Here is a 21,706-nt window from a genome sequence, read left to right on the forward strand (position 1 = left end):
AGATTTTTATGCCGTATTTGCTCAATCAACATCAAACCATCACGCTTGATATTCAACCAAGCCAAGAAATTGGGGCAGGAGGCATGGGCGTGGTGTATCGAATTGGCAATTTGTTTGGCAATGGCAATTTAGTGGCGAAAATTTTTAAAAACCCAAAAGACCCTAAAAACCCAAGCAAAGCCAAACTGCAAGCCATGCTCAACCGCCCACCCGAACACGTTTATGAGGTGATTAATGGTGTGGGCTACACCCAATTTGCGTGGGTGCAATATTTGATTTTTGAGGATGATGGCTCGCTGGTTGGCTATGCCATGCCAGAGTTGGACTTTGACCGCTCGCTGTCGCTCAACCCCTTTATGTACCCACGAGAGGCGGAACGGCTGACCGATTACCAAAAAAGCCTCAACTATCGTGTGCAATTATGTGCCAATATCAGTGCATTAATGGCGGATTTGCACGCTCACGGTCATGCGTTTATTGATTTTAAAGAACAAAATCTACGACTGTTACCTGAGCCGAAAACAGGCATAAATGATGATTTTAAAGGCTTTATTGTCGGCTTTGTTGATTGTGATAGTTTTCGAGTGACAGGGCAGGACGGTACGGTTTACCCAAGCCCTGTGATTTCGCCAGAGATGACCAGTCCAGAATATCACGAGCATAAAGACATTAGTTTGCTAGATGAAAAACATGACCGATTTGTGTTGGCGATTGAGCTGTTTAAAATTCTCAATTATGGCATTCATCCGTTTTATTTTATTCCGCTATCCGACAGGCTAAAAAACTTAAGCCATCGAGATACCGACCAATTTATCAAAGAACGCCTATATGCCTATGGGCTAAACTCACATAGCGAAATTGCACCGCTCAAAGCCAGTATCCATGCGTGTTGGGACGATGCGACCAGAGTGATGTTTGACAAGGCATTTTTATCAACTGACCCAAATGACAGACCGACAGCCGAGCAATGGGAAGACCATTTGCGAGGGCTGTTAAATGGTCGGCAATTTGTGATTTGTGAAAATTTTCCCAATGATGCCAGTCATATTCACTTTGTCGGCAAGCCCTGCCACCGTTGTTTGACGTTGCAAAAGCAACAAAATTTTGCCAATAACGCAATCCTTGATAAGGGTAATATTGCCAATCCCAACACGCCTGCCCAACCTGTGCAACATTCAACAGTACCGCCAACTACGGCAAACCCTTGGTTAACTGTCCCCAATCATGTGGCTACGCCCATTCAGCCTAACACCAACGATGAGGCTATGCCTACGCCCGTGATAGCGGATACAGACGCTTTGGCAAAAAATCGTGACTATGAAAAATCATTATCAGGGCAATCTTCAACAATAAGCCAAGCCAGTGTCAATTCTACTATATCAATACCTGTCGCCCCTGTGGAAGTGGTTAATACTGAACCTCATCCGCAAACGGAAACTTTGCAACAAACCGCTACGCAAGTCGTTAATGAAACGCCTACAAGTAACCAACCTGTCGAGCCAACCCCAGTCAATTCCCCAAATGACGCTAATGTTTCCAGTAACAAATCCAATAAATGGTTGGCAATTCCATTGGCTTTGGGGGTGATTGCTGTGGGGGGCTATGGCTTGTCAAAAATGGGCAAAAACGACCCGCCTACCCCCAATCCAGACAACAAGGGCAATGTCGTCACCGTAACTGCCGACCCCAATGCCTATAAAAGCATTACCAATGAACTACCGCAAGCCAAACAGCAAATCAATGATGGTTTGGCAAAAGTAGGCGTGATGGATAACACGGCGACTGCCAAAACCATTAGCGATAAGCAAGGCGAACAGCTATATGCCGATACGCTAGACCTTGACCCCAAGTTTTTTGAAGCGGTGCGAGAAGTGGCACAGCAAGGCGAACCCAATCTAAACGGCTTGCAACAAGTCGCCTTTAGCCAAAATATTGACGAAACCAAATCCCTAGCATTGGGGTCATTCCGTGATGCGGATATGCGGTATTTTGCCAAAATGCCTGTCAATAAAGACCTTGCTAAACAGCTTAATGAATCTGCAAAAATTTACTATTGGAAGAAAAAAGACCCAAAATCTGCCCTGTATTTGCAAGCCCAAGCAGTCAAAAACAGCCCCAATCAAGGCGAATATGTGGCGAATTTGGCGTTTTATTTGGTCAAAAATAATTATCCGTTTGCCAAAGATTTTGTGTTGTACGCCTTGCAAACACCGAGGGATAGCAATAAATTTCCCAATACTTATATGATTGAGTTAGCCTCAGCGATGGCTGTCAAACAGGGCGATGAGCAAGGAGCGATAGGGGCGTTGTTGGCACAGTATTACACCGCAGACGATAAAGCCAAACGCTGTCAAAATATGCTCAAATATCCACAGACATACCCAGAGCTTGTGCCGATTGCGGAAAAGGCGTTTGTGGTGATTGATGAGCAGAATAATGATGGCGTGGCGGTCGCACCTGAAGCGTGTTTGCCACCATTAAATTGGGCGAATTAAAACTGGTATTTAAAAAGGGTTTATGAATGAAAATTATTTGTCAAAGTTGTTATCAAGTATTACCAAAAACCGCAGTGATGTGTCCCAACTGTGGCGGACGCACGTTTGTCCCTGAAAATTCATTTTCCCAAGCCCCTTCCCCAGCCTCAATGAATACCACGGCTAGCAATCCGCCACCAGTAACGCCCCCACCAACGCCAATGGCTGAACCAACACAAACGCCTGTTTATGCCCAACCCAATTATAACCAACCCCAAACAGCGTATCAAGCCGAGCCTACTTACGAAGCTAGCCCTCATCCAAGCTATAACAATTCAGCTTACGCCAACCCCAACACTAACCAAAGCTATGATGACGCTGGCTATGCGACCAATAATGCTAATACCGCTAGCCCCGCTTATCCGAGTTATGACCCTGCTCCACAAGCCAACAACTACTCAACTTATCCAACGTATCCAACCCAAGCCACGCCTTTACCACCTGCCCTGTATGGCAAAGGCAGTAATAAACAGGCTCATACCATGTTGTATGCAGGGTTTTTTAAGCGTGGATTTGCGTTCGTTTTTGATGTGGTGTTGATGGGGTTGTTGTTGGCATTGGGTTATCAGTTGGGTTTGCCAGCGATTGAACAGCAATGGAATTTTAAGCCGTTAAACGACCAAACTTTGGCATTGATTGGTTTTGGGATTTATTTGTTTTATATGACGTTTTTGACTTGTTTTGCTCGCCAAGCGACCATTGGCAAAGTGATTATGGGGCTTTGGGTGTTTGGGATGCAGGGGCAACGTGTTAATTTTTTCCATGCTTTGATTCGAGAAACACTCAAGCTAATATTATTGCCGTTTGCGTTTATGATGTGGTTTACCGCTCGTAAGCAGACATTGCATGATTTGATTGCACGGACGGTGGTATTGTATGACCCTAATTAAACGCCTCCCAACCACAGGGAAAAAAACCAACGCCCAAATCGCCAAAGAAATCACGCTATTGGCAATCGTTTGGCTGATTCTGATTGTCGCCTTTATCTTGGCAGGCTATGGCAACTCTCCCAAATTTAACCGCTATCAACTCGAATGGTTAAGCTACACCGATAGTGTCAACCGCACCACCTTACTCAAAGACACTTGCGGTCAAGACCTTATCACCACACTCTATGAAAACCGCAATAACCCCAATTTTACCACCGCTCAAGCCTGTGCTAAAGCCAAAGAAGCCCTTCCACAAGCCAAACAACAACTTGCCACCATTCAATCCGCTTTGGCTCAAAGTTGGCAAACCCAAGGCAAATCGCAACGCCAAACCGAACTGGTCGAAAACGAAACCAATATTGAACTGGGGGCAAATAGCCTAACGTCTCGCCAAGATTGGCTCAATCTTAACGCCAACGGACAGCTTGACAGCCTAAACCGCCTACAAGCATTAAAGACCGACAATCTCAATCCGCAAGATATCGCTCTTGCTACGCTTGCGGTAGCGGACGGTAATCGGCGGTTTCCGTATAGCCGACTGTTTGCTAATCAGCCACAAGTTGCCAAGCTATTCAATCAATCTGCCAGTGATGTCGCAGGTGTGTACGAGGCTAACGCTAACCACGCCAAAGCCGAACAAGCTCGTAACCTATTGCCGATGATTGGTAATCCCAAACATTTTGGCTTACTCACGCAAGTGTTTGTGTGGTCGTGGGTGACCTTATTGCTATTGGTGCTATCACGCACACAAAACCCTGTCAGTTATGTGCCGATGGCGGTAACGGCTTGGGGCTTGGTGGTGGCAGGCGTGAGCCACACGGTCATCGCACCCATGATGGTGGGGGTGGGTGTGTTTTGTGTGGGAGTGTTGCTCACGGTGCTTACCCTGTTTTCCCCTGCAAGACGACTTGCCAGCCGATTTGCCGATAACCGTGAAGTGAGTGCCTCAGCGTGGATTTATCCGTTATTTGTTGGGTTTATCACTTTTGGGTTGCTGATTTTGTTTGATTTAAGCGGACGCAGTTATTTATCACTTCGCTATATTTTTCTTAATCATTTCAAAGATATATTTTGGGCGTTTGTGCTTGTCAGCCTTGCTCGCCCCATCAGTGGCGTGGTGGCTTGGGGGCTAAAAACCATCGTTGCCAACAATATGCTCCATTTATATTGGCATGATATTAAAGCCCAGTTTAAAAAAGCCGTGGCATGGCTTGGCATGATGGCGGTAGCGTATCTTGGCTTGGCGGTAGCGATTCATAGCGACAGTGCCAAAGTTGCCGAATTGTCCAAAATTTGGCTAATGGTATTTTTGGGCGTGTTTTTGGCGATTAACCAACGTGGCTTGATTAACCATCTGTTTTTCCGCTCCAAAAAAATGACCGCCTTGCTGTTATTTGCGGTGGTGTTGCCCTTTATCGCCCTTGCGATTGCCAATGAAAAAGGCACGATGTTGGTGTTTTTATTTATGTTTACCTTTTTGGTGGGCGTGGCATTGTCCAACAAAATTTTCCAAATGGGCGGGCGAGGCTATATCATTGGCGTGTTGTCGAGTACCGCTATTTTGCTGTTATTGATGATGGGCTTGGTGAATCTAAGCGGTTTTGACGCTCGCACGGCAGAGCGTGTCAATGCGTGGGTCAATCCGTTTGTGGCGACCAACGACCAAATGGCGATTTTGCATTGGTTTCGTGATAGCGTGCCGATGCTGGGCTATGGTTTTGGCGATATTCCTTGGTGTGGCTATCATTTGTCAGGCTGTCAAGGCGTACCGCTACAGATGCAGAGCGACTATACGATTACATCGGTGATGGCGGTGGTGGGGATTCCGCTGTCGGTGGCTTTGATGGCGGTGTATTTTGGCTGGCTGGTGCTGATTGCTCGTCAGCAGATGGCGTATGCCAGTGAGCAGGTGAAATCTCGCTTGTTGTCTGGGGGGTATTTTCTGCTCGCTTGGGTGATTTTGTTGTGGGTGGTGATTTCGGTATTTCAGGCATTGGTGACGATTTCTGGGAATTTAGGGATTTTGCCGTTGACTGGGGTGACGTTGCCGTTTTTGAGTTATGGGACGAGTAATTTGTGGCTTAATTCGGTGCTATTGAGTTTGGCGTTGTTTCAGCCAAAGTTGATGTTGGGTGACAATAAATGATTAAGTACGACAGAACCTTTTATTATTGTGATGTACTGGTTGAAATTACCCTATTTGGCTGTGATGAGCAAAATAAAATTGGTCGGCGAACACCTATCATCACAGGCTATAGACCGAATCATTGGTTTGGTGACTATCATACAGCTGATAGTAAAACCTGTAAAAGTTTTTTGATGGGAAATATTGAGTTATTAGAACATGAGGAGTTAGAGCCTACACAGACAGGACTGGCTGAAGTTTGCTTTTGTTCCATCGCTAGCAATATTGATAAATTAAAAGTGGGTTTTGAATGGCAAATGTTTGAAGCCCCTAGATTGATAGGCGAAGGTAAAGTTATCGAAATTTGGAAGCCAAAATATCAATTACCCAATACACCTACAGCCTGTGCTGTACCTAAACCTAGACAAGATAGGTTTTAATTTAAAAAATTAAGCCAACGCAAAGGTAACGAATAGTTGAGAAATGAGTATAATAAATTGTCAAAAATTTCATTACCCTAGTAAAATACCTAATATAAAACAATAGGATGACTTATGTTAAACGTCAATATTAGCAATACCAAACAAATCACTATACCAAACGCTATTTTACAATCGGCTCATATTTTACCGACTGATAACCTCGAAATTCGCTATCAAGAAGGCGTGATTATGCTTGTTCGTCAATCCACACAAGCCACCAAAAAATCATTATTAGATTTTGCAGGGGCGACCAAAGGATTATATGGTAACACCACCGAAGAACGCCAAGCCTATTTAAAAAATGAACGTGACTCTTGGGACTAACCATGAATATACAGGGAAAGCGTCTATATTTTGACACCAATCCGCTCATTTATTTTTTGGAACGAGATGAAAATTTTTATAATCGTGTTGAGCCATATTTTGAGCAACTTGCGAGCAATCAAATCATTGGTGTAGCCAGTCATTTAGTGATTGCAGAATTATTGGTCAAGCCTGTACGCACCAAAGATAGCTTGCTAGAAAATACCATTAAAGAATTTATGTTAAACAATAATTACTTTGAAATTGTTGGACATACTCAAAAATCTTTTTCTTTAGCGACAAAAATTCGTGCTGAGAAAAACCTAAAAATGGTAGATGCTTTACACGTTGCCACTGCTATTGTGAATCGCTGTGATTGTTTTTTGACCTATGATGAACAAATTTTCAATCGTATTAATGAAATAGCCGTTATTCAAATTTAATCAACATAGATTCAGCGAATTTAAAGGTTAAACATGACCGAAAAAACCCCTAACGACTTAAGCACTGTTGACAATGACAGCCTTAAAACAGACACGCATAACAATGACACGCTAACCGAAAACCTTAATGGTGACACTAGCCATGAAACTGCTACACCTGCCGAATCGTCAAACTCAGAAATGCCAAAAACAAAAAATAAAAAAACCAAAGACGATGGCAAATCCGCTGATTTTCGTGTCAGCCAAGCTTTATACAAAACCATCTTGACCAATCTTAATGTTATTGTCGTGCTATTTATCGTAGGGCTAATCGGCTGGCTCGTGTGGTATCTATCGCCCTTGACCCAAAACAACACCACCTACAACGCCACCGCCCACGAAACCGCAGTCGCCATCGTGGTCAATAGCCTTGCCAATCAAGCCAATGCCAATACTAACCAAAATCCAACCGCCCAAACGACCACCGCTCTTGCCCCCAGTTGTGACTATGCCAAAGCAGGCAATCAACAACCATTTAACGACAATATCAACCGCATTAACCAAAGTCTAGCCGATTTATACCAACAAAAACGCCTTGCGAACCGCTACCAACTGCAAACCGATAGCCTTTGGCAACAAGCCTGTGAGCAGAATGTCAGCGATGAGGCGTTGCGATTTGCGTTAAAGACCTTGGCAAGCCCTGACCGCCTGTTGCAATTACAATGGCTTGAGCAAATGCCCAACCGTAGAAATATGGATACAACCAACGTGGCACGCCTGCCTGCCAACTGGCTTACCCAAACAAATCCTTGGTACGGCTTAGCAGGGTGCGTGTATGTTCCCACGCCCAAGACAGCGGATAATCCGACTGGTTTTTTGTACGTTGACCCACGCAAAGCCACCGATGAAGACGGTGTGGACGATTCGATGAATTTGCTATGTAATCACCCCAAATTGATTCCAAGCACCGTCAAAGCCCAATTACCCAACGCCACCGATTTGACCCAAGGCACAGCGATGGCTGATAGCAATGTGGTGAATCAAGCCCGTGAGGCGTTGCAAAATTTACAACAAAAACCCACCCTTGACCCCAACCATCAGATTCATTCCACCGCCAATAGCAACACGGCTTTGCCTACCAACCTTGCGACCATGTATAGCGGTCTTGGCAATATCCATTCGAGCCAGTTTGACCGCCAGTTGCTTGACGCTTACCAAAGCTATCAGCAACGTGAGGACAAGCGGAGTTGGTGGCAAAAACTCACCGCACCGCCGATGAACACCATCGACATTGACGGCTCGGATGTCAAAATCGGCTATAACATGGCGTTGACCCTTGACCCAACGGTGCAGAACCAAGCCCAACAAGTTGCCGATTGCGTGACCAACAGCCCCAACGCCACTACCGATTGTAGTACCTTGATATCGCCCAATTTGCAAACGGTCGCCAACCAAATGCACGAGAATGCTTTGGTGCGAAGTATCGGCATTGCGGTGATTGATGTCAAAACCCAAGGCGTGCTTGCCCTTGCCAGCTCCGACTCTAACTGCTATCGTGTCGATAATGGTGACACCATGCTCAACCCCAAAGGCTGTCCGACCCTGTGGCAAAAGGATTGGAGCAAACAAAACTTGATGAACCATGCCTTATATCAAGCGGTTTACCCAGGTTCAACCGTCAAAACCGTGCAAGCGTTGGGACTGGTGCGAGCCAATCCACGCTTTAAAAACATGGGTAATGCCGAAGCCCAATACCTAAAGCAAGTCATGGCAAGCTCATCGACCGAAAAAGTCGCCAATTTCTTATTTTGTCAAAGTACCACCAGTGCCATGACCCTACAGCGAGATGGACAGGGCGTGTGTCGTGGTATTCCTGAGTTTAAAAAAGCCAGTAATGACATGGGTTGGAGCGTAAATTGTGATGCAACGGCAAACACAAATAATCCAAATTGTGGCTTTAAAGATTTATTATTTGGCAAACCTTACAATAGCGAACCGATGATTCAAAGCCGTTATTTCTCTGGCGTGTTATTGACCGATGGTAAACAGGATTTGACCAATAAACAGCTTAACTTTACCGCCAATCAAGTCGCAAGCTGTGTGCAAGGCAATGGCGGTCGTATGAATGGGGCGTGTCGCAGTGGTGGTGATGATATCAATGCCGTGATGAACCAAGTGTTTGGGGCAGGAAATGCTCGCAGTACTGTGTTGGGCAATGCCAATTCATTTGCCAATCTACTCATTGCCGATAATGGCGACAAAAACCGCCGAGGTGTGCATTTGGTGCAAGACTTATGGGGCGTAAACCAAATCCCCTTACGCCCAAAAGCATGGCGAGGCGATGTTGACGGAACACAAGCGGTACAACAAGGCGACCAACTCGGCTCAATGCCTCTCAATATCAGCCAATCGGACGCACGAGCGACCCTCAATCTACTATCAGGCACGCTATTGGCTGGTACAGGCTTGGGTGGTGGCAATGGTACGGCTTATTCAGCGTGTACCCAAGCGATTGGCAACTGTGCATGGACAAATGGCGTGGTGGTCGGCAAGACAGGTACACCCGGATTTAACTATCCGACCCGTCAAAATGGCAGAATCGTCTATACCCCCAACGTGACCATGAGTATGATTGCCAGTCAGTGCAACAATGCAGACATTCGGGCGGGCAAGGCGAAACCGTCCGTGACTTGCTACAGCCGTCCGTATAAGTGGTTTGTGTATGGCATTAAGGGCAAAGATGGGCAATGGGATAAAGCGGTGGCGGTGTTGGTTGAGCGTAACTTTACAAAGGCAGGCTTGGTCGATGACCCACGAGATGGTATCAATCGTGCTGTGCAAGCAGGCATGATTTTGGCAAAACAAATGTATCAATGATAAATCATTGAATGTCTATAGCATGGATTAGCGATAGCCCAAAAGTAACTTGGAAGATATTTGTTAAAAAGAGAGATTAAAAATGGTTAAACCAATATTTCAAAAATCCATGATAGGACTCATCTGTTTTCCTTTAGTTTGTTTAGCAAATCCAACCGTTCCAAAACAATTTCAAGGATTATGGGTTTATAAAGAAAACGGAGCTACTTGTAAAAATTTTGGTGAAAAGTTTATTATAGATGCCAAAGGTACTCACCAATTAGAACAATCATGTTCACCCAAAAAAATTCATAAACAATCTAAAACAAACTTAACAGCAGATTGGGCGTGTATGGAAGAAGGTGAAGAGTATATACAATCTTATACAATGACAATTAATAAAAAGCATGAATTATTGAGAAGTGGCGGTGCTTTACCATTACGATACTGTGGCTTACCACCCAATAAACCTTACGATTTCTAATTGCATTTTTTTTGTATTAATCACCCAAATCATTTTAAATTTTAACTATTGGAAAATCAAAGTGTCATATATCACCACCAACCACCGCTTTTTGATTGACGACAAACACCCCACCGATGTGTTTGATGAAATGGAAAACTTCTTTAGCCTATACACCGTTGCCATTGACGATTTGCAACAAGTCAGCATACAACTATCTGTACCGCCTAGCTTTGACTTAACTGGCAAAAAATTGGGTGAAGGCTACAAACAATTTACCAAAGCCCTCAAATACACCCTGCCAGATATCCACATCTTGCCTGTCAAAGTGCGTGAAAAAACCACCGATAGCGAGAATGACACGGACGAAGACGACACACCACAAGATGATGACAACAGCCTAATTTTGTTAATTCAACGCCTTGATGGGGCAGTGGTCGAAGAAAATGAAGACGAAAAGCCCAGTTTTTACCAAAGCGTATTGGGTAAAATCATGCCACGCTTTGGCGGTGAAAAAACCCAACAAGGGCTATACCCACAACGTCAGCAAATCGAATTGCCTACGCCTATCACACCTCAACCGCCAGTTCAAAGACCTACACAAGCACCTATTCAACAGCCACGCCCACCCATTGCTCAAGCAGTCCTTCAGCCACCTATTCAGCCGATACCCAATCCACAACCAACACAGCCGTATCAGCAACCACAAGGGCAAGCAGTACCTCGTCCACAAATCAGCCCTGTGCCAAATCCTGTACCTGTAACACCCATACCGACCGCTACACCGTCACCAGTACCGACACAAAGCCCAACCCAACTGGGCTTACAACGCTTACCAAATATTGCCAAGTCCGCCAAACCGTATCAACAATTATTGACCCAAGCCATTGTCAAAGAGGCGGAAAAACAAGCCGTCATGTTAAAAGGTCAGCCCATCAACCAAATTACACTAAAATCCAGCGATAGCCTCACCACCGCCATGATTGAGCAACTATTTTTTAGCTTTAACCATAGCAAAGACAAAACCCAAACCGCCCACGATGCCCTTGACCTCGTATCTTACGGACATGAAGTGCTAAAATCACCTCTGGCAAACATTGGCGTGACGTTAAGTGATGAGGCGACTTTTGGGCTAAAAACCAACTATCCAGCCACACCTGCCGACACCGTACGGCTACAACGTGGTGAAGTATTTGCTAATGAAATTAAATTGGCAGTCAAACTCAAAACGGACATTCAAACTTCGAGTAACAGTAATGCTGTACAAACGCCAACGGCTCAACAATCCTCCCAATATTCTTCCCAATCGCAATTCAATTTACCACCCCGTGCCAATCGAAACGCACAGGGCATTGCGTTACTGATAAAAGTGCAAGACAGCTTGGGCGAACGCCAGCAAAAAGTTAGCCAATTTCCCATCGTTTTTGCCCCCTCACAAGTTGCCAGTCAGCCCAATGTCATTCGAGTTTTTAGTCAATTAACGGCTAATCAGTTGAGTAGTAACACTGACTATTTTCAAATTATCGAATTGGACGGACAAGTGATGTTGGGTGAGCTTGCACAAGGGATTACCGTGCAACGACAAGGGCAAGTGATAACGCCAATGACGGTACTCATGCCTAATAATGTGTTAAGCATTAATGGCGGTGCATTGACAGTGCAGTTATTGATGACCCAAAAATGATGGGTAGCGTGTGGTTAGGCAAAGCCGTTACCCACGATTATTGAAATTGAATGTAGGTAAAATTGTCACCAACCCACGCTTCGAGCATAAAATGTGTTACCTATCATAGTAAGTTTTATCCAGCCGTAAGGTGCGTCATACGCACCTTACCTTAAATTTATTGGTTATAATTTGCATACTTGTCTGAAAAAATATATACTTTTTATATGTATTAAATTGCTTTCCATACCTAATTTTTAACAAAATCTATCGTGGGTAACGTTTTACTAACCCACGCTACTTTGTGGTTTGGAAAGATACCTATTAAAAAGAGGTTCGCCATGACTACCGCTACTGCAAAATTATTTTGGACAGGCAATTCACAAGCCATTCGATTGCCAAAAGCTTTTCGCTTTGAGGGCAATGCCGTCAATATCAAAAAACAAGGCAATAAAGTCATCATTGAGCCAATAGTCGATGATTGGGCTTGGCTTGACGAATTACGCAAAATCGGTGAGCCTGACCCAAGTCTTGAAGAGGCTGTTAAAGAATTACGAAGCGTGCCACCGCAAGAACGTGACTGGCGTGGGGTATTTGAATGAGCTATTTACTAGATACCAATGCAGTAATTGCAATTTTAAATGATAATTTAGATTTCTTGCAAAAAGTCCAACGACATCATCCAAAAGATTTGAAAATTTCAAGCATAGTGATGTTTGAGTTGTACTTTGGGGCGTATAAAAGTCAGCGAATGCAACAAAACCTCAAGAAACTGCAATTTTTGCCGTTTGAGATTTTGAATTTCACCGCAGAAGATGGATTGCTGGCAGGGCGGTTTCGTCAAGAATTAAAATTAAAAGGTACGCCAATCGGTGCGTATGATGTGTTAATTGCAGGACAGGCGGTAAATCACAATTTGACGTTAATTACTGACAATGTGGACGAATTTTCCAGAATTGCCGAATTAACCATCGAAAACTGGTTGCGATAAATTTCCCTTAACGCACCTATTTAAAACGTAGGTTGGGTTGAGTTTGCGAAACCCAACATTTTCAATGTTTAGTGTTGGGTGTCATTCTTCCACCCAACCTACCAATGACTCGTTTTTTAAGCCGTATAAAATTTAACAAGAGTTTCAATGCAACCATCACCAGTCACCCCAATAGGTATCAAGCCCAGTCGTCTAGTATTACCAAATGATAAACAGTTTATTGGTCGCTCATTACTGGATTTTTTGGTACAGCATTTCTCCCATATTCCACCGCACACATGGCAAGCTAGGTTTGAAGAAGGGCTTATCACTAACGAGGCAGGCGAGAGCCTAGCCCTCGACACGCCATATCAAGTAGGGCAGACGGTGCTATATTATCGTCATGTTGATAATGAACCCATCATTCCCTTTGAGCCAACGATTTTGCACCTTGATGAGCATTTATTGGTAGTCGATAAACCGCACTTTTTGCCTGTAACACCGACAGGGCAATACGTCAGCCAAACGGTACTTGCTAAATTGCGGATTCATGCTGATTTACAGCATTTGATGGTGAATGATATTTCCCCCATTCATCGCCTAGACAAGGACACGGCTGGCGTGATGTTACTGTCGGTCAATCCTGCGACACGCACGCATTACCAGTCATTGTTTGAAAAAAAGGTCGTGAAAAAGACCTATCACGCCATTGCACCCACTCGTACGGATTTGGCATATCCCTATAAAATTGCGTCAAAACTGGGGCGAGGTGAGCCGTTTTTTCTTACCCAAACACTTGAGGGTGAGCCGAATAGCTTTACTACCATCGAGCTTTTGCAACCTTTAACACAATATGGGGGAGAATTTAGCCTATATCGTTTAACCCCTTTAACAGGTAAAAAACACCAGTTAAGGGTACACATGGCAAGCCTTGGTATGCCACTGTTGAATGATAATTTTTATCCTGTGGTAAAAAATCAAGGTATTACTAATTTTGCCAATCCGTTAAAATTATTGGCACAATCCATTGAATTTATTGACCCAATTACAGGAAAAAATCGCTTATTTCATAGTGGGTTATCGTTGTTTTAACCCAATACGCTTGGCAATTCGCTCTGGAAATTGTCGGTGTTCAAATAGATTTTTCACGTCACTGACTGCCAAATACCGCTCGGATTCGCCTTTGGCATTGCGACCTTGTTTGCCTAAGACTTTAAGCAATACTGGAAATTCACCATCCATTATCATACGGTCAAATAGGCGTTTTTGGTCTTTGGCTCGTTCGGCATTGGCATCGAGCATGGCTTTGATTTCAGCTTCGTTTAGCCCAATTTCCGTATTTTGATTATCACTCTCATCATGCTTAGGCGAGCCAAAACTGGCAAAACGTGCCAACTCCGCCTCATCATATTCACCTGTTTGACTCAAAATCCGTGAGTTAACGCCATGCTTGTCAAATGGACTACCACGCAAATCATCAAGTTTAACGCCTTGTCTAGTATTGTGCCAAATTTGGCTTGGGCTTAATCCATTGGCGGTACTGGCAATCAATTTAATCGCTGAGGTGGGTAATTTTTTTCTTTCTCCATGTTCGTCTAAGTCTTGTCCATTTTGAATATGGTGAATGGCATCGGAAATTTGTTGTGGGGTGGCGTTATCGTTTGGTAGTAAACCTTGAGCGACCAATCCACGCAAAAATGGACAAGGATTATTGGGTGAAACAGCGATTGGGGCGGATGAGGTGCTAGCTTCATTTTTTACAATCGCTTGTTTGTCAGTCATTGGCTGAAGCTTCGGAACACTGGGGGTGGCTTGAGTGGATGGAACAATGATTTGGGTTGGTGGGGTTTGTGATATTGGCATAGGTGGCTCTACAATGAAAGTTTGGCTTTAGCTATCATAGAGTGTTTAAGGAATGTTGGCAACTTGGAATATTTTATCAAAGTTTGTTATCATGGCTTCATAATATTTGCTAAATATCAGAAACCTATAGGAAATTATCATGTCAACCACGACCGAAAACCGATTTGCCGAAGCCATCAACGAACTACAAGCACGCTTTGGCAGTCAGTTATCTACCAACCTTACCGTGCGTCAGCAACACGCCCACACCATGAGTTGGCTACCCAATGAACCTGCCGATGCCGTGCTTACCGCCCATAACAAACATGACGTTGCCGATGCGGTCAAAATCTGTAACGCCCACAAAATGCCCGTCATTGCCTTTGGGATTGGCTCATCACTAGAGGGGCAACTCAACGCCCCACACGGCGGATTGTCGATTGATATGTCAGCGATGGACGAAGTGCTACAGGTCAATGAAGAAGACTTGACCGCCACCGTGCAGGCAGGCGTGACCAGAGAGCTGTTAAACCAATATCTACGCAATACAGGGCTATTTTTTCCCATCGACCCTGGGGCGAATGCCACGCTTGGCGGTATGGTTGCCACTCGTGCCTCAGGGACGAATGCGGTACGTTACGGCACGATGAAAGACGTGGTGCTATCGCTCGAAGTCGTCATGCCAAATGGTGAAATTATCCAAACCGCCAGCCGTGCCAAAAAATCATCCGCAGGTTATGATTTGACACGCCTTATCATTGGTTCGGAAGGAACGCTAGGTATTGTCACTGAGATTACAGTGAAATTATTTGGCATTCCAGAATGCGTGGGCAGTGGGATTTGTCATTTCCCTAGCATTGAGCAAGCTTGCCAAGCGGTGATGACCACCATCCAATATGGCTTGCCGATTGCTCGGATTGAGCTACTCGATGCGGTGCAAATCAAGGCTTGTAATGCCTATTCTAAATTGGACTTAAAAGAAGCCCCAACCTTGTTTGTGGAATTTCATGGTTCGGACAATCATGTCAATGAGCAAGCGGATATGTTTGCCCATATTATTGCGGATTTTGAAGGTACGGACTTTGCGTGGGATACCGAAGAAGCCAAACGAAAACAGCTGTGGACAGCCCGACACAATGCCTATCATGCCAGCCGTGCGTTACGTCCTGAGCTAGGTAGTCTATCAACGGATGCCTGTGTGCCGATTTCTCGCCTTGCCGAATGTGTGAGCGAAACCATTGCTGATATCGAGCGTGTGGGTATGCTTGCCCCGATTGTGGGGCATGTCGGTGATGGCAATTTTCATGTGTTATTGTTGATTGATATGAATGATGAGAATGAAGTCAAAAAGGCGGAGGGGATTTTAGGGCGACTTGCCGAGCGTGCGATTGCGATGGATGGTACGTGTACAGGTGAGCATGGTATCGGACAGGGTAAACGTAAATATATGGTGAAAGAGCATGGTGAAGCGATTGCGGTGATGAAAGCCATTAAACAGGCGATTGACCCCAATAATATTATGAATCCTGATAAAATTTGGTTTACTGAATACGCATAAAAAATTACAAAATAACTACAATTTTTTAAAAAATTTTGAATAAGGTCAGTTGCCAAAGTGATAGGGAAGGGATATGATGATGTTAGGCAAATGTTTGCCTTATTGCTTATTATCAATCATTTAAATGGAATTAAACTAGGATAATCATACCATCATGTCCCAAAATACTTTAGCCAATACACCAGCCGTATCCGCCACAGAATCTCATTGTACCAGAGATATTGATAAAGCATTCGATGAAGCAAAAAAAATGCTTGAAATCATCACCACACCTGAAAGTGATATCAAACAGGAACAGCGTGATTGGGTATCAAGCAATGTGGCATCCAACTTTGCCAATCATGTGAATAAAGGTTTTTTGCAGTATCGCAAATCAGTGACCGAAACCGCCGATTTTGCTTTGACAGATTGGTGTGGTGAAGGTTCGATTTTAAAAGATATTCAAGGTCGAGAATATATTGATATGCTGGGTGGTTTCGGCTTATATAGCTACGGTATTCGTAACCCAAAAATCGTCGCCGCTGCCAAAGCTCAGATGGATAGAAGCCCCCAATATAGCCAAGAAATGCTCGACCCATTGAGAGGACAGCTTGCCAATGTTATTGCTCATCTAACCCCTGGTGATTTGCAGTATGGTTTTTTTGCCAATAGTGGTACTGAGGCAGTCGATGGAGCGATGAAACTTGCCAAACTGTATACAGGAAGACGTGGTTTTATTTCCACGACAGGCGGTTTTCATGGTAAATCCTTGGGGGCATTATCGCTACTTGGCAAATCATCTTATCGTGAGCCTTTACTACCACTGCTTGGTGGCATTCGCCACGTGCCTTATGGGGATGCCGATGCGGTAGAGCAACTATTGCGTATTGCTGATTCGGTGGGAAGTATGGACGTGGCAGCCGTGGTTGCTGAACCAGTGCAAGGTGAAGCTGGAGCGGTTGTTCCGCCTGATGATTACTGGCCAAGATTACGAGAAATTTGTACCAAATATGGGGTGTTATTGATTGCCGATGAGGTACAAACAGGATTCGGACGTACAGGTAAGATTTTTGGGGTTGACCATTGGAATGTTGCACCTGATATTATTTGCTTTGGTAAAGCATTGGGCGGTGGCGTGATTCCTATGTCAGGGTTTTTCTCCAGTGCTAAAATTTGGTCCGTGCTTGAGCCAAATCCATTTATGCACACAACCACCACAGGGGGGAATCCTGTTGCCTGTGCCGCGGCGTTAGCAGCTATTGAGGTGCTATTGGAAGAGGATTTACCCAAACAGGCGACAGAAAAAGGGCAATACATTACCGAAAAAATCAATGTCTTGGTACAAAAATATCCCCATATCCTAAAAGAAGTAAGAGGTAAAGGCTTGCTACTGGCAATGGTGTTCCATGATAGTGATATTGGCTATCAAGTGGTATCTGGCTTATTTAAACGCCACGTTCTGACCTCTGGTACGTTAAATAATGCGTCCGTGGTGCGGATTGAGCCAGCATTAAATATTTCCTACGAACTTATTGATGAGGTTTTGGTCAGACTTGAAGCGACTTTGCAAGCGGTATCTGAACAGATGCCATCAAGCTAATTTAAATTTTGGAACTGGTAAAATAACAACCGCATGGAGGCTGTATGACAACGACAACCGATTACACAAACTTAGGATTATGGATTAACGGTCAGTGGCAACACACTGAACAAACCATTGATATTGAAAACCCTGCTACCGCAACCATAATTGCCAAAGTTGCAATAGCAGGACAAAATGAAGTCAATCAAGCAGTTCAAGTTGCCAAGGTCGCTTTTGAAGATGGTCGTTGGTCAAAACTTGCTCCATCTGAGCGTAGCCAAGTGCTTGCCAAACTTGCTGACTTATTAGAAGACAATCTTGAGGTCTTTGCCCGTATTGAGAGTGAGGATACAGGTAAGCCATTTGAATTTATTAGTAAAGGCGGTGATGTACCGTTTGCAGTGGATAACCTACGCTACTTTGCAGCGGCTGCACGTGATACAGGCGGTACAAGGGCAGGCGAGTTTAATCCAGCCTACACATCAATGCTACGGCGTGAACCTGTGGGTGTGACTGTTGGTATTGCTCCTTGGAATTATCCCTTGCTTATGGCAGTTTGGAAAGTTGGTCCTGCCCTTGCCGCAGGTTGTACCTCAATTATCAAACCATCTGAGATGACACCTCGCACAGCTTTGATGCTTGCTGAATTAGCCAAACAAGCAGGCTTGCCTGATGGTGTACTCAATGTCATCACAGGTACAGGTGAAACTGGCAAGTTATTGGTAGCTCACCCTGATGTACAAATGGTCAGTTTGACAGGCTCAAGTGAAACTGGCAAAGCTATCATGAAATCGGCTGCTGATACACTCAAGCGCATTCACTTAGAGCTTGGGGGTAAAGCACCCTTGATTGTATTTGATGATGCAGATATTGAGCTAGCCGCTGAGAAAGCTGCCTTCGGTGGCTTTATTAACTCAGGGCATGACTGTACAGCAGCTACAAGGATTTTGGTACAAGCATCCGTGGCAGATAAATTTAAACAAGCATTGCTCCAACAAGCCCAAAACTTTAAAGTTGGTTCACCTTTCTCAGAGGGGGTGATGATGGGTTCGTTGATTTCTAAAACCCAGTTAGAGCGTGTCGCAGGCTTTGTTGAGCGAGCCAAGGCATCAGGTGCATCAGTATTATTTGGCGGTCAAACCTTAGATATTGATAATGGCTATTTCTACAGCCCTACGGTATTGACAGATGTCAAACAATCCGATGAAATCGTGCAAAAAGAAGTATTCGGTCCTGTGATGACGTTACAAACGTTTGACAACGATGACGAAGCTCTACAGCTTGCCAATGATGTGCCTTATGGATTAGCTTCTTCGGTATTTACTCAAGATGTTAAACGTAGTATGCGGTTTGCAGCAAACTTACGATTTGGTACAGTGTGGGTAAATGACCATCTACCATTGACTTCTGAAACGCCACATGGGGGCTTTAAGCAATCAGGCTTTGGTAAGGATTTATCGAGTGAAGCGGTTGGTGATTATTTGGTGACTAAACACGTAATGGTAGCATTATAAATGAATGGCTCATCGTGGATTTGATGGTCAAACAGGTGTGTATAAATATATGCACCTGTGTTATTTATTGCGAAAGAACCCTATGTTTTCCTATCCTAATTTCTGTTACTATAACTTGCTTTTTAATTGTTGACTGGCGAGGCGAATATCCTCATTTGCTAAAATTGCTGATACCACCGCCACGCCATCGACCTCAATTTTCGCTTTTGCCAAATCCGCCTGTAATAAGGGTAGGGTAGTGGCATTAATCCCCCCAATCGCCACAATCGGTAAATCCACTGCTTGACGAATATCTTTTAAGGTTTCGACTGTGGTGGTTGTGGTATCGGTTTTGGTGGTAGTCGCAAACATCGCACCCACACCTAGATAATCCGCACCATCTTGCTGGGCTTTGACCGCTTGTTTTACGGTTTTTGCCGTTACGCCAATGATTTTATCCTCGCCTAAAATCTCACGCACCACGCTACATGGTAAATCACTTTGTCCGATATGCACGCCATCAGCGTTCACCGCTTGGGCGATATCAAGCCTATCGTTAATCAGTAACGGCACGTTGTATTGTTGGCAAATGGCTTTGATGGCAAGGGCTTGATGGTAGAAGTCTTTGCTACCAAGCTGTTTTTCACGCAGTTGCACAAGGGTGACACCGCCCAAAATCGCTTGCTCAACGGCAATTTCCAAAGTTTGATTTTTTAGACAATTACGGTCAGTGACTAAATAAAGCGAATAATCAAGGGTGCGTTTTTGCATTGTGCTTCTGCCAAGTTTAAGAAAGCTAAAGTGGGTTGTATTTAAGATGTAAAATTGGAAACGGTCTGCATTTAAATCAATAACATATCAATATGCAGAATATCATCTTCCAAATACGGCTCACCTTGAGTGACAAACCCAAGTGATTGATAAAACTCAAGTAAATACACTTGAGCGGAAATAAAAATCGGCTGGCGAGGGTAGTTGGCATGACAAAAATCAATCGCTTGTTGCATCAGATTACGCCCAAATTGATGACCACGATAATCTTTTGCCGTTAACACTCGACCAATCGCAGGTTTGCCAGTAGGATGCACCGTTGGTGGAATAATCCGTGCATACACCGCAAGTTCACCATTCACAAAGCCTTGTAAATGATAACATTGTGGGTCGATACCATCTAATTCTTGATAAGGGCAATGTTGCTCAACCACAAAAACCGCTTCACGCAGATGAGCAATGGCGTAAAACTCGGTCAATGCCAATTCAGAAAATTGTTTAAGTGTAAAATCAAGGGTGTTTGGCATTTTTATCAACTTAAATCAATTATATAAATCGTTGGGTGTCATGCTTCCAGCCAACCTATAAAACTTTTCTCATCATTTATCAATCGACAAACTGGCTTGATTTTCAAGCGTATGCCATTTTACCATTTTTTTACCCAACAACGGCAAGGTAAAGGACGGTAGCTGATACGCTCCCAGCAACGGCAAAAACATCGCCCCCATAAATGGCGTGGTAATGGTGTAGGCGAGTAGCACATTGCGACCACCACACGCAAGGGCGGAAATAATCGCATTTTCATAACCAAATCTACGATAGAGCAAATACGCTGAAAAATAAAACACCAATGCCAATAACGTACCTAAACCCAGTAATACCAAGGCTTGCATAGGGTTGTTGTCAAAGGTTTGGCGAAACCCCGACATCAACCCAAGCGGAAACATCATCAGTAAAATAATGTTAAACCGACCGATTTTTGGATAATATTCCTTTAATAAATGCTTCGGTGTATAGCGTCTTGCCAATACTGCCAATATCATTGGGGTGACGATATAAATCAGTAAGCGTTTGATATATAACACAAAATCTAAATGAGCATCTTTGCTACCCAATACCCATAATACCACCAACAGACTGGCAGGCATTATCAGCGTGGCGGTGATGGTTTTTGCCATCGCAAGTAACGCATCAAAACCCACGGCATTGACAATCGCACCTGTGCCAAATAACGGTGCAGTTGCCGACAGTCCTGCAATCGCCAACAATAAATCACCACGCACACCCAGTAGATAAGCAATAAGGGTCAGCACCAAACTCATAATGGCACTTTGGAATACGGCAAAACCCCAAACATAGCCAGTCGCCATGCGTTTGATTAGGCGAACTTGGTCGATACCCAGTAAGGTAAAAAACATGAGGAAAAATAAAATCTGTGGCAAATAGCCTAAAATAAAATGTGATAAATTAGGAAAAATAAAACCAACCACGCCACATAACGGCATAATGATGGTACTGTGACGAGCGATAAATCCAATCATAATTTTTCCCTATAAACCAAAGCCAAGTATTGTAACGCTGAAGTTTTTATTTTGACAATTAAAATATCGTATTATGAAGTCAGTATTTGTACTTGCAAAAATCCGATAGCTTTTATTTCGCATAATGTGCGTGATTATGGTAAAAAACCCTGTGTTATCATTAACTTAACGCAGGGTTTTTTACTTTAGGCTT

The 21,706-nt window shown here is 44.0% G+C and carries 19 protein-coding genes; 15 read left to right on the plus strand and 4 right to left on the minus strand.

Annotated elements, in window-relative coordinates:
- Positions 1–8 precede the first annotated feature (8 nt).
- The 12 genes from ACK1U4_RS03060 (at position 9) to ACK1U4_RS03115 (ending at position 13,839) form a co-directional block, all read left to right on the plus strand.
- Positions 9–2,495: a hypothetical protein gene (locus tag ACK1U4_RS03060; protein ID WP_419400433.1), complete on the plus strand. Its 2,487-nt coding sequence runs from the start codon at positions 9–11 to the stop codon at positions 2,493–2,495.
- 26 nt (positions 2,496–2,521) lie between these two features.
- Positions 2,522–3,424, plus strand: a complete 903-nt coding sequence (locus ACK1U4_RS03065) for an RDD family protein (RefSeq protein WP_419400432.1) — start codon at positions 2,522–2,524, stop codon at positions 3,422–3,424.
- Complete coding sequence (locus ACK1U4_RS03070) at positions 3,411–5,609, plus strand: FtsW/RodA/SpoVE family cell cycle protein (RefSeq protein ID WP_419400431.1); 2,199 nt, start codon at positions 3,411–3,413, stop codon at positions 5,607–5,609. Before ACK1U4_RS03065 ends, ACK1U4_RS03070 begins: the two co-directional genes overlap by 14 nt.
- Positions 5,606–6,028 carry a hypothetical protein gene (locus ACK1U4_RS03075; RefSeq protein WP_419400430.1) on the plus strand — a complete coding sequence of 141 codons (423 nt, stop codon included), beginning with the start codon at positions 5,606–5,608 and terminating at the stop codon, positions 6,026–6,028. The genes ACK1U4_RS03070 and ACK1U4_RS03075 overlap by 4 nt, the downstream gene beginning before the upstream one ends.
- A gap of 114 nt (positions 6,029–6,142) precedes the next feature.
- Positions 6,143–6,394: a hypothetical protein gene (locus ACK1U4_RS03080; protein ID WP_419400429.1), complete on the plus strand. Its 252-nt coding sequence runs from the start codon at positions 6,143–6,145 to the stop codon at positions 6,392–6,394.
- 2 nt (positions 6,395–6,396) lie between these two features.
- Positions 6,397–6,816: a type II toxin-antitoxin system VapC family toxin gene (locus ACK1U4_RS03085; RefSeq protein ID WP_419400428.1), complete on the plus strand. Its 420-nt coding sequence runs from the start codon at positions 6,397–6,399 to the stop codon at positions 6,814–6,816.
- Positions 6,817–6,849: 33 nt separating this feature from the next.
- Positions 6,850–9,672, plus strand: coding sequence for a hypothetical protein (locus ACK1U4_RS03090; RefSeq protein WP_419400427.1), 2,823 nt, complete (start codon positions 6,850–6,852; stop codon positions 9,670–9,672).
- Between the two features lie 82 nt (positions 9,673–9,754).
- The gene (locus ACK1U4_RS03095; protein WP_419400426.1) at positions 9,755–10,135 is read left to right on the plus strand and encodes a hypothetical protein; all 381 of its coding nucleotides are present in this window, start codon (positions 9,755–9,757) and stop codon (positions 10,133–10,135) included.
- 61 nt (positions 10,136–10,196) lie between these two features.
- Entirely contained in the window at positions 10,197–11,798 is a 1,602-nt protein-coding gene (locus ACK1U4_RS03100; RefSeq protein WP_419400425.1) for a hypothetical protein, read from the plus strand.
- 320 nt (positions 11,799–12,118) lie between these two features.
- Positions 12,119–12,379, plus strand: a complete 261-nt coding sequence (locus ACK1U4_RS03105; RefSeq protein WP_419400424.1) for an antitoxin — start codon at positions 12,119–12,121, stop codon at positions 12,377–12,379.
- Positions 12,376–12,768 (plus strand): type II toxin-antitoxin system VapC family toxin, encoded by a 393-nt coding sequence (locus ACK1U4_RS03110; RefSeq protein ID WP_419400423.1) that lies wholly within the window; start codon positions 12,376–12,378, stop codon positions 12,766–12,768. Before ACK1U4_RS03105 ends, ACK1U4_RS03110 begins: the two co-directional genes overlap by 4 nt.
- Before the next feature lie 147 nt (positions 12,769–12,915).
- Positions 12,916–13,839, plus strand: coding sequence for a pseudouridine synthase (locus ACK1U4_RS03115; RefSeq protein WP_419400422.1), 924 nt, complete (start codon positions 12,916–12,918; stop codon positions 13,837–13,839).
- On the opposite strand, the gene ACK1U4_RS03120 is transcribed toward ACK1U4_RS03115, so the two are convergent.
- Positions 13,825–14,610 (minus strand): hypothetical protein, encoded by a 786-nt coding sequence (locus tag ACK1U4_RS03120; RefSeq protein ID WP_419400421.1) that lies wholly within the window; start codon positions 14,608–14,610, stop codon positions 13,825–13,827. The genes ACK1U4_RS03115 and ACK1U4_RS03120 overlap by 15 nt on opposite strands.
- A 139-nt stretch (positions 14,611–14,749) precedes the next feature.
- Here ACK1U4_RS03120 and ACK1U4_RS03125 point away from each other — a divergent pair, with 139 nt between their 5' ends.
- The 3 genes from ACK1U4_RS03125 (at position 14,750) to ACK1U4_RS03135 (ending at position 19,222) form a co-directional block, all read left to right on the plus strand.
- Positions 14,750–16,147 (plus strand): FAD-binding oxidoreductase, encoded by a 1,398-nt coding sequence (locus ACK1U4_RS03125; protein WP_419400420.1) that lies wholly within the window; start codon positions 14,750–14,752, stop codon positions 16,145–16,147.
- 154 nt (positions 16,148–16,301) lie between these two features.
- Positions 16,302–17,726 (plus strand): putrescine aminotransferase, encoded by a 1,425-nt coding sequence (locus tag ACK1U4_RS03130; RefSeq protein ID WP_419400419.1) that lies wholly within the window; start codon positions 16,302–16,304, stop codon positions 17,724–17,726.
- Between the two features lie 44 nt (positions 17,727–17,770).
- Positions 17,771–19,222: an aminobutyraldehyde dehydrogenase gene (locus tag ACK1U4_RS03135; RefSeq protein WP_419400418.1), complete on the plus strand. Its 1,452-nt coding sequence runs from the start codon at positions 17,771–17,773 to the stop codon at positions 19,220–19,222.
- Positions 19,223–19,330: 108 nt separating this feature from the next.
- Here ACK1U4_RS03135 and thiE read toward each other — a convergent pair whose 3' ends face one another.
- The 3 genes from thiE to ACK1U4_RS03150 form a co-directional block, all read right to left on the minus strand.
- Positions 19,331–19,972: a thiamine phosphate synthase gene (gene thiE, locus ACK1U4_RS03140; RefSeq protein ID WP_419400417.1), complete on the minus strand. Its 642-nt coding sequence runs from the start codon at positions 19,970–19,972 to the stop codon at positions 19,331–19,333.
- 71 nt (positions 19,973–20,043) lie between these two features.
- Positions 20,044–20,499 (minus strand): GNAT family N-acetyltransferase, encoded by a 456-nt coding sequence (locus ACK1U4_RS03145; RefSeq protein ID WP_419400416.1) that lies wholly within the window; start codon positions 20,497–20,499, stop codon positions 20,044–20,046.
- A 72-nt stretch (positions 20,500–20,571) separates the two neighbouring features.
- Positions 20,572–21,513, minus strand: coding sequence for a lantibiotic ABC transporter permease (locus tag ACK1U4_RS03150; protein ID WP_419400415.1), 942 nt, complete (start codon positions 21,511–21,513; stop codon positions 20,572–20,574).
- Positions 21,514–21,706 lie beyond the last annotated feature (193 nt).

It is taken from the genome of Moraxella sp. TY6 (assembly GCF_048551375.1).
Classification (GTDB): Bacteria; Pseudomonadota; Gammaproteobacteria; order Pseudomonadales; family Moraxellaceae; genus Faucicola.

Bases quoted from the DNA above. Each gene is read 5' to 3' on its own strand.
- ACK1U4_RS03060 (WP_419400433.1), top strand. From the start codon at position 9: ATGCCGTATTTGCTCAATCAACATCAAACCATCACGCTTGATATTCAA.
- ACK1U4_RS03065 (WP_419400432.1), top strand. From the start codon at position 2,522: ATGAAAATTATTTGTCAAAGTTGTTATCAAGTATTACCAAAAACCGCA.
- ACK1U4_RS03070 (WP_419400431.1), top strand. From the start codon at position 3,411: ATGACCCTAATTAAACGCCTCCCAACCACAGGGAAAAAAACCAACGCC.
- ACK1U4_RS03075 (WP_419400430.1), top strand. From the start codon at position 5,606: ATGATTAAGTACGACAGAACCTTTTATTATTGTGATGTACTGGTTGAA.
- ACK1U4_RS03080 (WP_419400429.1), top strand. From the start codon at position 6,143: ATGTTAAACGTCAATATTAGCAATACCAAACAAATCACTATACCAAAC.
- ACK1U4_RS03085 (WP_419400428.1), top strand. From the start codon at position 6,397: ATGAATATACAGGGAAAGCGTCTATATTTTGACACCAATCCGCTCATT.
- ACK1U4_RS03090 (WP_419400427.1), top strand. From the start codon at position 6,850: ATGACCGAAAAAACCCCTAACGACTTAAGCACTGTTGACAATGACAGC.
- ACK1U4_RS03095 (WP_419400426.1), top strand. From the start codon at position 9,755: ATGGTTAAACCAATATTTCAAAAATCCATGATAGGACTCATCTGTTTT.
- ACK1U4_RS03105 (WP_419400424.1), top strand. From the start codon at position 12,119: ATGACTACCGCTACTGCAAAATTATTTTGGACAGGCAATTCACAAGCC.
- ACK1U4_RS03110 (WP_419400423.1), top strand. From the start codon at position 12,376: ATGAGCTATTTACTAGATACCAATGCAGTAATTGCAATTTTAAATGAT.
- ACK1U4_RS03115 (WP_419400422.1), top strand. From the start codon at position 12,916: ATGCAACCATCACCAGTCACCCCAATAGGTATCAAGCCCAGTCGTCTA.
- ACK1U4_RS03120 (WP_419400421.1), bottom strand. From the start codon at position 14,610: ATGCCAATATCACAAACCCCACCAACCCAAATCATTGTTCCATCCACT.
- ACK1U4_RS03125 (WP_419400420.1), top strand. From the start codon at position 14,750: ATGTCAACCACGACCGAAAACCGATTTGCCGAAGCCATCAACGAACTA.
- ACK1U4_RS03130 (WP_419400419.1), top strand. From the start codon at position 16,302: ATGTCCCAAAATACTTTAGCCAATACACCAGCCGTATCCGCCACAGAA.
- ACK1U4_RS03135 (WP_419400418.1), top strand. From the start codon at position 17,771: ATGACAACGACAACCGATTACACAAACTTAGGATTATGGATTAACGGT.
- thiE (WP_419400417.1), bottom strand. From the start codon at position 19,972: ATGCAAAAACGCACCCTTGATTATTCGCTTTATTTAGTCACTGACCGT.
- ACK1U4_RS03145 (WP_419400416.1), bottom strand. From the start codon at position 20,499: ATGCCAAACACCCTTGATTTTACACTTAAACAATTTTCTGAATTGGCA.
- ACK1U4_RS03150 (WP_419400415.1), bottom strand. From the start codon at position 21,513: ATGATTGGATTTATCGCTCGTCACAGTACCATCATTATGCCGTTATGT.